Annotated in this window: 8 protein-coding genes; 3 read left to right on the top strand and 5 right to left on the bottom strand. The window is 58.4% G+C overall.

Features of this window, described 5'->3' with window-relative positions; all coding sequences use genetic code 11:
- Window positions 1–399 precede the first annotated feature (399 nt).
- The 3 genes from QP915_RS06780 (at window position 400) to QP915_RS06770 (ending at window position 5,060) form a co-directional block, all read left to right on the top strand.
- A complete protein-coding gene (locus QP915_RS06780) occupies window positions 400–1,644 on the top strand; it encodes an HNH endonuclease signature motif containing protein (protein WP_284768772.1) in 1,245 nt (414 codons plus the stop codon).
- A 143-nt stretch (window positions 1,645–1,787) separates the two neighbouring features.
- Window positions 1,788–2,516, top strand: a complete 729-nt coding sequence (locus QP915_RS06775; protein WP_284768771.1) for an ABC transporter ATP-binding protein — start codon at window positions 1,788–1,790, stop codon at window positions 2,514–2,516.
- Window positions 2,517–5,060 carry an ABC transporter permease gene (locus QP915_RS06770; protein WP_239278430.1) on the top strand — a complete coding sequence of 848 codons (2,544 nt, stop codon included), beginning with the start codon at window positions 2,517–2,519 and terminating at the stop codon, window positions 5,058–5,060. It abuts the gene before it with no gap.
- A 55-nt stretch (window positions 5,061–5,115) separates the two neighbouring features.
- Here QP915_RS06770 and QP915_RS06765 read toward each other — a convergent pair whose 3' ends face one another.
- The 5 genes from QP915_RS06765 to QP915_RS06745 form a co-directional block, all read right to left on the bottom strand.
- A complete protein-coding gene (locus QP915_RS06765) occupies window positions 5,116–7,425 on the bottom strand; it encodes a bifunctional lysylphosphatidylglycerol flippase/synthetase MprF (RefSeq protein WP_284768770.1) in 2,310 nt (769 codons plus the stop codon).
- On the bottom strand, window positions 7,412–8,614 hold the full coding sequence (locus QP915_RS06760; RefSeq protein ID WP_284768769.1) for an alpha/beta hydrolase: 1,203 nt from the start codon (window positions 8,612–8,614) through the stop codon (window positions 7,412–7,414). Before QP915_RS06760 ends, QP915_RS06765 begins: the two co-directional genes overlap by 14 nt.
- Window positions 8,615–8,675: 61 nt before the next feature.
- Window positions 8,676–9,035 (bottom strand): fluoride efflux transporter FluC, encoded by a 360-nt coding sequence (locus tag QP915_RS06755; protein WP_284768768.1) that lies wholly within the window; start codon window positions 9,033–9,035, stop codon window positions 8,676–8,678.
- A complete protein-coding gene (locus QP915_RS06750; protein WP_284768767.1) occupies window positions 9,032–9,334 on the bottom strand; it encodes a fluoride efflux transporter family protein in 303 nt (100 codons plus the stop codon). The genes QP915_RS06755 and QP915_RS06750 overlap by 4 nt, the downstream gene beginning before the upstream one ends.
- Window positions 9,335–9,344: 10 nt before the next feature.
- On the bottom strand, window positions 9,345–10,766 hold the full coding sequence (locus QP915_RS06745) for an alanine/glycine:cation symporter family protein (protein ID WP_284768766.1): 1,422 nt from the start codon (window positions 10,764–10,766) through the stop codon (window positions 9,345–9,347).
- Window positions 10,767–10,902: the final 136 nt, after the last annotated feature.

Here is a 10,902-nt window from a genome sequence, read left to right as displayed (position 1 = left end):
GTTGTGGGAGAGTAAGTCACCGCCGACACCAAACAACAAAACACAACAAAATACAGAAACAAAAAAGAAGGAGACGGCAAACCACCGCCTCCTTCTTTTTCACGTTTTGCAGAAGCAGACGAAACCCGACGCCGCTTCGGCACACACGCTCATTGACATTAGACCTGGTGGAACTGCAAACACCCGGCAGGGGAGTAATAGACAACGAACCCTAAACCTTTGCTTTTACCCCCGCTGTTGTATGAGGTGCGACTCTGGGGATCCCTGCGGATTTAGGGCACCCTATTCGAACATAAACACCCCCACAGGGGGTACATGTTCACCAGTCGGGATACTATAAAAGCACTCGTTAGAAAACACATACGAACACTGTTCTTTTCTGCTGGAGTGCCCCGCCCCATGACTGCCACACTTGCCCCGCCCGAACCAGACGTTTCCCTCGACTACCCAAACACCCTCCTCATCAGCGACCACCCCGACACCGATCCCCTAGACGATGGTGATGTACCTGAAGCGTTCTACACCACCAACGCACCCGGCAACCACATCGGCAAAGCCGGCACCTACACCCGCAAAACCTCCTGGTTCCTCTACCGCGCCATCCTCCCCCAACTAGACGACGACGTCGATCTTAGCCTGACCAGCCTCGCCAAAGACCTCGGCATCTCCTACCACAAACTCCTAGGCTTCCTGCGCGCCCACTTCCGCATGCGCCAACTACCCCTAGTCACCGAAGTCCAAGGACAGCACTGGATACTCGACCTGACCAAACTGCGCATCATCGACCGCGAACTCACCCGGCTGGACAACAACCCAGACCACCTCGAAGCCATCGACGCCGCACTCGCAGACTTCCTCACCCCCACCACACCCAACCAAACCGTCCCCACCGACGCGGATCTGCGCCGCTTTATCCGCACCTTCATCGACACCCACCTGCGCCCCGAAGACAAAGAACAACAACCCGAACCACGACTGCGCATTAACTACAACCCCGATAACACCACCACACTAACGCTAACCTGCGATAGTGCCACCGCCACCATCATCGCCCGCCACATCGACGCCTACACCAACCAGACCACAACCACCGCCGCACAAGGACTCATCGACCTGATCCTCGAAGACACCCACACCAGTGTTGCGATCAACACGTTTACCACCAACCCCGATACCAACCTGGTCTTTCACCCCGGTGCCGGATGGATAAACCTCAACCACGCACCCACAGACAACACCTTCATCCGCCGACTCAACGCCGACGAGACAGACTCATACACCCCTACCACCGACAGCCGCGCCTACACCCAAGGCAGAGACGCCACCTGCCGCTGGCCCGGCTGCACCGTCCCCGCCACCCGCTGCCAACTCGACCACCGCATCGAATACCACCTCGGCGGGCCAACCAGCCCAGATAATCTAGTCAACCTCTGCCAACACCACCACAACATCAAAACCGACCGCAGAATCCACTACATCCTCGACCCCATCACCGGCACCATCGCCTGGCTACACCACGACGGCACCTACCAACTAGACCACCCCACCGGACCACTAACCACACACCACACCCACTGGAACCACACCTGGGCCCAATACCTCACACACCAACAACAAAGAACAGAAAGGAAGGCTAGGGAATAGACCTGAGCCTGCGGTGTGTGACTAGGGGAAGGCGCGTGCCAGGCTTTCGCATGCCGTTTTCCTCCTCAGGGATGATGTTGGCCGGAGGCCATGGTCGCTAGACTTAAATAGGTAATTTCCCATTTACAAGGAGAATTTGTCTCATGACTGATGCTGCGGCTCGCGCCGTTGACTTGTTTAAGCAATACGGAAGTGATGACACAGCCGTCGTCGCTCTTGATCATGTATCCATTGAATTTGGCAAGAACGAATTTACTGCGATCATGGGCCCGTCGGGTTCCGGTAAGTCGACGCTGATGCACACCATGGCTGGTCTCGATTCAGCGACTTCCGGATCAGCATTTATCGGTGATACCGATATGTCGGCACTCAACGACAAAGACATTACGGCGCTGCGTCGTGACCGGCTGGGCTTTATTTTCCAGTCCTTTAACCTTGTGCCCACGCTGACTGCGGCAGAAAACATTACGCTGCCCACGGATATTGCGGGCAAGGGCGTCGATAAGCAGTGGTTTGAGGAGGTTACTAGCCGCCTTGGCCTAGCGGAGCGCCTGGAACACCGCCCAGCTGAACTGTCTGGCGGACAGCAACAGCGCGTGGCCTGTGCTCGTGCATTGGTGTCTCGGCCGGAAATCATCTTTGGCGATGAGCCAACGGGCAACCTGGATTCGAATTCTTCGGCCGAGGTGCTCGATATTCTGCGAACCGCGGTGGATAAGGACAACCAAACAGTGGTCATCGTGACACACGATGCCAAGGCCGCCTCGTATGCAGACCGGGTGGTTTTCCTTGCTGACGGCAAGCTTGTGAATGAGTTGCACAATCCGACGATGGAGGCCATTCACCAGGTAATGGCGGAGATTGAGGGCTAAATGGCACGCGGAAACGCAATGCGCAGAGTATCTCTGCGTAATATTGTGGCGCATAAGTTGCGCCTTGGGCTGACGATTCTCGCGGTAGTTTTGGGCACTGCGTTTATTGCCGGCTCGTTTATGTTCACCAATTCGCTGAAGTCTACGTTTGACTCCGCCGTGGATAATCAGTTCCGCGGCGTGGATGCAGTGGTGAGCCAAAAGGACGACAATGGCGCGAAACTGGATGACAAGCTGCGTCAGAAGCTGGCTGACGATAAGGATGTTAAAAACATCAATATCGCGGATTCGGAGACCGTTGTCGCGGCCGATGAGAACTCGGAGGCCTATCAAACCCAGGGCGGCACGGCCAGCGTTGTCCCGTTCTATCCAGAAGACAAGGTCGTTGGCGGCGCCGATGAACTGAAGGAGGGCGAGGAGCCTAGCGGTAAGGACGAGGTCCTCATCAACTCTTCCGCGGCTGACAAATACGGCATTTCTGTGGGCCAAAAGCTGACTGTGGTTCACCCCGATGAGCAGGATACGGTTACCGTTTCTGGCATCTCAGAGCCCGCGGTAGACCAGGGCGAGAGCATCGTGCTGAGCATGGCTGAAAAGGATTACCTGGAGCGCTACGGTGAGCCGAGCCAGCTCAAGGTTTCTGCAGCCGATGGAGTGGATGCGAATGCCTTGGTGGATCACCTGAACGAGAAGTATGAAGTCAAGGCGGAGTCGGGTGAGCGCCTGGCTGAGGAGACTTCGGAGATGATGTCTTCTGCCTTGAAGTTCATCAATTACTTCCTCATCGCGTTTGGCCTGATTGCGCTGCTGGTGGGCACCTTCATTATTGCGAATACTTTCTCGATGATTGTCGCGCAGCGCACTAAGGAGTTCGCTCTCTTGCGTGCGCTGGGTGCTTCCCGTCGCCAGATTACAAACTCGGTGGTGGTGGAGTCTGCCATTGTTGGTGTTCTGGGGTCCATTGTTGGCGTGGTTGCCGGTATGGGATTGGTCGCAATCATTAAGGCAGTGATGAGCGCGCAGGGAATGCCTCTCGATGGCGGCTTGGGCCTGAGCGTCTCGGCTATCGTAGTTCCAATCATTTTGGGCACTATCGTGACGGTTGTATCCGCATGGGCCCCGGCACGGCGCGCGGGTCGCGTGCAGCCGGTGGAGGCAATGCGCACTACCGAATCAGCTTCCGGAACTTCCCTGAAGGTACGCACGATTTTCGGTGCCATTATCTTGCTGGTGGGCATTGTTGCGGCGTTGGCAGGCGTGCTTTCCGACGGCGAAACCAACGTCCGCGCCATCCTCGTCGGCGTCGGCGCATTCGGTGTCATCGTGGGATTCTTCTTAGCCGGCCCGGCCCTGTCGCTACCTCTGGTTCCCACGGTGGGCAAGGTAATCGGTGCACCGTTTGGCGCTATTGGTTCACTGGCGGCGACGAACTCACGTCGTAATCCGCGCCGTACGGCAGCCACCGCATTTGCGCTGACCTTGGGCGTGGCTCTGGTGACTGCCATCGGCATGCTTGGTGCAACGATGAAGTCTTCTGTGGCCGATACCGTGGAGCAAAACATTACCTCTGATTACCTGCTTTCCGGTCCTAGCTCCGGTGAATTCCCGACGCCGAAGGACACGGGTAAGCGCGCGGCGGAGGCCGAAGGCGTCGATAAGGTGATTACCGTCGGTATGGCTCCGGTGGCCGTCGATGGTCAGGCATCGATGGATTATGGTCCACAATTCCAGCAAACGACGACTGCGGATGGAGATCCGTCGTCGATGATTGCGCTCGACATGGTCGAGGGTGATGCCAACTTGGAGAAGGGCTTCATTGCTACCGAAGACTTTGCCAAGGAACACGGCTGGAAGGTAGGAGAGACCTACACGGTTACTTCTGAGGAAAAGGACAAGAAGGCCGAGGCGAAGCTGGTCGGTACCTTTAAGCCCACCGATGTGGTCCAGAATATGGTGCTTTCGCAGGATGTGGCGGAAAAGGTCGCACCGAAGAAGTCCTTTACCGTCCAAATGGTGGGCGTCTTGGGCCAGGAAGGCTATGACAAGGAAGAACTGCGCCACAACCTAGAGGACTCGGTCAAGGATTTGGTCGTGGTTCAGGTTAATTCTGGCGAGGAGTATGCGGGCCAAGCCGCCGGATTCATCGACCAGATGCTTTCCATCTTGTATGGCCTGCTTGCCCTTGCAGTGATTATCGCCGTGCTGGGAATTGTCAATACCTTGACCCTGGGTGTTATTGAGCGACGCCAGGAGATTGGCATGTTGCGTGCCGTGGGTACGCAGCGCCGCCAGATCCGCACGATGATCACTCTTGAGTCGGTGCAGATTGCGCTCTTTGGCGCGGTAATGGGCATCCTTATCGGCCTTGGCTTGGGTTGGTCCTTTATCAAGATTCTCGGTGATGAGGGATTGGACTCCGCGCAGATTCCGTGGGCGATGGTGCTTATTATGCTCGTAGGCTCGGCCATCGTCGGCATTATTGCGGCAGTATGGCCGTCGCAACGCGCGGCAAAGACGCCGCCATTGGAGGCAATCGCGGACTAGCCTAAAACGCCCAAGGTCTCCCTTCTTGGCACAAAGAAGGGAGACCTTCCTGTATTTACGCGGCCATCCAAGCCCTGACTGCCGATACCGCATCCTTTGTTTTCATATCCGGCAGGTAGGCATGCATGGTGGCCAATGCGATGGAAGGAAGTTTCAGTTCATCGTGGTAACAGAGATACCACGGGTGCTCCTCGGGCTGGAACTTGCGCTTGCTGGCCGCTAGGGTGCGAAAGCCATAGAGTGGTTCGACTTCCTCACCAAGGCGGTCGAGGGCGACGTCGAGCCAGCTAGGCTCGTCTGGTTGTCCGGCAAGTGGGGCACCGGAAAGGGAAATCCAGGCTCGGCCTTCGGAGTGTGCGATGAGCATCGCTTCTGAGATGAGGAGTTCAATGACTCCTTTGAATCCGTGCTCATTGCGGCGCATGACGTCGAGAACGTAGCCGGCAATGGCACCATTTTCGTATACCGGCATCCAACTGGTGACACCGTGTAATGTGCCATCGGCAGACTCAGCCAGCAAGAGCCGAGTGCCGTCCACCATCATTTCTTCAATGCCACCGAGGGTAAAGCTCATTTCGGGGAGGGCCCTTTCAGAGACCCAGTCCTCGCTTAAAGCGGTGACGCGGGCGATGGAGGCAATATCTAGCTCCTTCCAGGTGGTCCACCGTGTCGTGATGCCTTCCTTTTCTGCTTTGTTTCGTGCGGTGCGCACGTTTTGGAATTTCTTTCCCTTGAACTCTACGGATTCGCAGCTGAGTACGGCTTCTTCTGCGACCTGGAGGCGTTTTAGCTGCGGGTGTGCATCGGCGAATTGGGTATTGACGGAATACCACGCCACCATCCAGCCTTGCTCAGCGGCGAAGTCCTCGAACTCCGCGCTGATATCGTGGCCGACGGGAGCACCCAGTGTGAGGGCGATGCCATTGGAGACGCGGTAGGCCACGTAGGAATCATCGTGGAAGAAGTAGTGGTTGGATCTCCACAGGGTCATAAAAGAAAGGTGATCGCCGGTACCGGACTCGAGTAAGCGACGAGCCGAGTCGCGGTCAGATTCTTGTGCAGGGTCTACGGGCCGTGAAAAGCCAAGGTAGAGACGAACAGCCACGACGATCCAGAAGACGTTTCCCACCCATTCGTAGACGAACCAAGAAATCATCGTGGCCGGCGCGACGTGGTGGGGGAGGATGAGTGCGACTACGGCCGGGACGAAACGCAGTGGGGTTTCTGCAAGGATCGCCGCGAGGTTCGCCGGGGGTACGGTGTTGTGCAACGAGGCGGTGAGGATCCACAGGCCCGCGCCGATGGCGGCGGCAAGTATGGCGAGGGTGACCGTCCGAGTGAAGAATGCGCGGTTTTCGTGGGTGTGAAACAGTGAGCGGTTAATTAGCAGCATGAATAGTGCCAGTAGCCAGGGCAAGAGGACGAGCACGAGGTTGGGCAGGAGATAGCTCAGGCGGGCGTCATCCCAAAGCTGGTAGGTCAACAGGGTGATAGCAAGTACCTGGGTAATGACCGCCATCCACCACGCGAGCACGCGGCCGCGGGTAAGGCCAAAGCACACCACTAGCTGGATGATGAACGGCATGATATTGGCTACCACGGCGCCGATGCCTTGGGCGCGGGCGAGGTCGACTGCCGCGGTGCAACTGGCAGAAGTGACCGAATCCGCGCAGGACTGGGCGGCCTCCAAAGCGGATAGATGTGGGGTCCAAAGGAGCTGCGTAATCTGCGAAAAGGGGCCCTCTGCCATGGGGTTGAGTGCCACAAAGGCGGGCCCGATGGCTACACAGGCGACGCCAACTGCGAGGAGCACTCGGCGCTCTCTGATGGAAGGCGGTGCGGGTTCGGGCTTAAAGAGAAGTTGGCCCGCCGTAATGGAAAGTGCGGCGGCAACGATGCCGAGGACATCGGACATGGTGCCGGAATAGAGCACAAAGGTAGCGGTAAGCACGATAAGCGAGATGCGTAGCCGGCGGCGCCACAGGCGGGGTAGTAGGGCGGAAGCAAAGCCGGCAGCACCGGCGATAAAACCGATTGGGGTGAGGAAGGTATCGCTAAGGAGATCATTGCCCCACCGGTTCAGCCCTGCGGTCTCGATTCCGCGGGCAAGGACGATGGATAGGGGCACGGTAATGAGCTGGGAGATAACTCCCACCGCCAACGTGCGCAGGGAGCCCAAGCGCCATTCTGCGGGAACGAGCCACAACAGGATAAGGACCGACAAGATGATGGCGCCGCCGGGGTGCGCGGTAGTCAGCGCCAACCAGTGAGAGGTGGGAAAGTCCACTAGGTGGAGCGCCCACATGATGACTAAGACGGCCAGGGAAACAGGAAACCTGGTCAGGATGGTTTTAAGAACGGACATCGTTGGCTCCAATTCCGTCGAAGGGATCCTTAATAGCGGTCATGCCACCGCGACGGGCGGCCCAAGCGAAAGATTCGCGCAGGGCTGGGCGCCACACCTGGAAGGAGTGGCCGCCGGGGCGGGTGCCGAAGTAGGTTTTCATGCCGGCGTTGCGGGCCGCGTCGGAAAGCGAGCGCAGGGCATTGACGGAAGCTGTGTCCTTATCGCCAGCGATGAAGATGGCTTGGGCGGAGTAGCGCTTGCGGGCAAGCAAGTGGGCGGGGTCCTGGTCATTGAAGGCGGACTCGTCGCCAGCGAAGAATTTCTTCACCGTGGCCGCGTGGTTGCCAATGGTGGGTTCGGCCTCGCCGGAAATGTCGATGATAGAGCCATAGGCTTCGGGGCGGTTGGTGGCGATCTGCAGGGAGCAGGTGCCGCCGTAGCTTAGTCCACCGACGGTCCAAGTGCGCTGATCCGGGTTAACCTTGAACTTCTGCTTGATAGCCTGCGGCACGTCTTGGCTGAGGTAGGTCATGACCTTGGCCTGGGTACTATCGGCGCAGATGGGATTGGCAGTTTCAGAGCCGGTGGCGTCTACGGCAACGACGATGGGGCTGCGGCCTCCATTCGCCGCCTGGAACTGGTCCGCGGTTTCAGCCGCCTCTCCAGAACCGAACCACTGCTCCGGGCCACCTGGGTTGCCGTGCAGGAGGACGATGACGGGCAGGGTGTGGTCCGTCCAGTATGCAGGCGGGATATACGCCGTAGCTTGGCGAGCGGAGAAATGGGAGGTGGTGCCCGGAAGATCGACGTGGACGATCGCTGCACCGGAATTGGTGTGGGAAAACTCCTCGTAGCTCATCTCTTTTGCCACGGGGCGTGGGTCCAGGGAGGCAATGTCTGGATAGGTTTGGTACTCCATGTTGATGATGCCAACCGTTGCCAAAAGGGAGAAGATTCCGGCCGCAATCGTGACAGATTTGGGCTTGCGGAGCAACGCCGCTACGGGGACGAAAGCTGCGAGGAAGATATACCACGGAACTTGCCAGTGCTGGAGAAAGTACCAAGCGATGACGCACAGTAGGGCCGCGATGACCAGCGGCCACACCTTGCGTTGAAGGAGAATGATGATTCCTGCAATCGCGAGGATGGCGTAGAAGATCACGCCGTTGATGGGATCCGCCAAAGGCAGATTCAAAAGGAAACTCACGCGGAAAACATTAGGCCTGTGCAGGACAAAAGTAACTGCTAGTTAGCTGGGAGTTTGCCCCTCAAATGCCGTGATAAATGCGTGCCGCCCAAATGGTGCCGCGCCAGGCTAGAACGATGCCGAGGCCAATGGTCCAGAAGAGGTACTTGCACAGTCGCCACCTTTGCTTGCGTTTGATCATCTCACCCAGTTCCTTCGCCAGTGTGGACCAAGTGGATAGGCCGCCGGCGAGGCCGAGGGCGAGGAAGGGGTGAATAATGGGGGCGTCGGCAAGCTGGGCGAAACCATAGGCCAGGCCAAGGGCTAGGGAGCCCAAAATATTCGCCACGAAAGTGCAGTAGGGGGCGGGTATAAGCCGGGTAAAGCCATAGCGCAGGCTGCCGCCGATGAAACCGCCGAGAAGGACGCACAGAATATTCATCGCAGCTTGTCACCTGCCAGGTAGCCGCCCACGCAGCCGATGATGGTGGCCAGGACATAGGCCAGGGCCACGGTCCAATGCGCCTCGGAGGTCAGGAACGCGAAGGTGGCGAAGCTGGTGAAACCGCCGAGCACGCCGGTGCCCCAGAAGGGGCCGGGGCGAAAGTAGCCCATGAGCGCGCTGCCGAGGATATTGATGACGAGCAGAGGGAGCATGCCGCCGCCGAGCGCGGCGGCGAGGAGGTACCTGGCCACCGCGCCGAGCGCAGCGCCAGCACCCACGACGAGGAATTGAGGCATGCGGCCTATGTTACTTCCAGTTCATCCCCTGGGACTCTACGAACGCGCGCACCTCATTCACTGGCTTATTGAGCTTGGGGTCAAAGGCTAAGTACGCCTTGGTTTCGCGGGCCACGAGGCCGGAGAGCAGGAGCAGGCCAATGAGGTTCGGGATGGCGATGAGACCATTGGCTAGGTCGGAGAAGGTCCAGGCGAGCTCGAGCTCCGAGACGGAGCCGACAAAGAGGAGGCAGGCGAAAAACATGCGGTAGGGGATAGAGGCCTTGCGGCCGCAGAGGGACTCCAAGGAACGCTCGCCGTAATACGCCCAGGCCATGATGGTGGAAAAGGCGAAGAAAATAATGGAGAGCGAAACGATGGTGCCGCCCCAGTCGCCAGGAAGAACGCGAGAAAAGGCCTCGGCCGTCATGATTCCGGCCTCGTCGCGGCCCATATCCCAGGTACCGCCCACAACAATGACCAAGCCAGTGATGGTTACCACGATGATGGTGTCAATGAAGGTCTGCGTCATCGATACCAACCCCTGGCGCGCCGGGTGCGGGGTCTTGGCAGCCGCGGCGGCGATGGCGGCGGAGCCCATGCCGGATTCATTGGAGAAGATGCCGCGGGCAACACCGTATTGAATGGCCATCATGATGGTGGAGCCCACGAATCCACCGCCGGCGGCGGTGCCGGTGAAGGCATCGCTGAAAATCATGGCAAAGGCGGCGGGAATCTCCGCGGCATGCGAGAAGATTACATAAAGCCCGCCCAGGACGTAGACGATGATCATCAACGGGACGAAGGCGGCAGTAATGCGCCCGATGGCCTGGATTCCACCGAGGAGTACGGAGCCCACCAAGACGAAGAGGATTGCACCGGTGGCCGCTGGGGCGATACCGAAGGTCGATTCCATATTGGTGGCCACAGCATTGGCTTGGGCGAGGTTGCCGATGCCAAAGGAGGCGCAAATTGCAAAGATGGCAAAGAATACTGCGAGTACCGATCCGAGTGGTCCGGGGATGCCACGCTTTAGGTATTGCTGCGGCCCGCCGGACATCTCGCCCTTGGAATCCGTGGTGCGAAAACGCACGCCCAGGTAGGCCTCGGTGTACTTGGACGCCATGCCCACGAGGCCGGTAATCCAGATCCATACCAGTGCGCCAGGGCCACCGATGGACAGTGCGGTGGCCACGCCCACGATATTTCCCACGCCCACGGTGGCGGCAAGGGCGGTGGTCAGCGCCTGATAATTGGAAATATCACCCTCGGTGGACTGTTCGTCAGAGTCTGTGGCAAAGACGTGACGCGTCGCGCGTCCCAGCGCTCGGAATTGGAGTCCGCCCAAACGAAGGGTTAGCCACAAGCCGGTGCCCAACAGGAGGGGAATGAGGATGAATGGTCCCCACACCACGGTGCTGATGGCGGAGAGGATGGAATTAAGCGAGTCCATTCTGTAAATCTAGCGAACTATAGAAATGGAGTAAATTTGCCCATACCCCCAGCCGGGGGAATATTCGTCCTGCGCAACCACGGGAGAGAAGGCAAGCTGGAATGGCATCCCACCCCAACCCTGCAAGGAGCACGCA

Origin of the sequence: Corynebacterium sp. MSK158, assembly GCF_030229085.1 — a bacterium.
GTDB lineage: Bacteria > Actinomycetota > Actinomycetes > Mycobacteriales > Mycobacteriaceae > Corynebacterium.
This window is presented reverse-complemented; position numbering and strand designations above follow the sequence as displayed.

Bases quoted from the DNA above. Each gene is read 5' to 3' on its own strand.
- QP915_RS06780 (WP_284768772.1), top strand. From the start codon at position 400: ATGACTGCCACACTTGCCCCGCCCGAACCAGACGTTTCCCTCGACTAC.
- QP915_RS06775 (WP_284768771.1), top strand. From the start codon at position 1,788: ATGACTGATGCTGCGGCTCGCGCCGTTGACTTGTTTAAGCAATACGGA.
- QP915_RS06770 (WP_239278430.1), top strand. From the start codon at position 2,517: ATGGCACGCGGAAACGCAATGCGCAGAGTATCTCTGCGTAATATTGTG.
- QP915_RS06765 (WP_284768770.1), bottom strand. From the start codon at position 7,425: ATGTCCGTTCTTAAAACCATCCTGACCAGGTTTCCTGTTTCCCTGGCC.
- QP915_RS06755 (WP_284768768.1), bottom strand. From the start codon at position 9,035: ATGAATATTCTGTGCGTCCTTCTCGGCGGTTTCATCGGCGGCAGCCTG.
- QP915_RS06750 (WP_284768767.1), bottom strand. From the start codon at position 9,334: ATGCCTCAATTCCTCGTCGTGGGTGCTGGCGCTGCGCTCGGCGCGGTG.
- QP915_RS06745 (WP_284768766.1), bottom strand. From the start codon at position 10,766: ATGGACTCGCTTAATTCCATCCTCTCCGCCATCAGCACCGTGGTGTGG.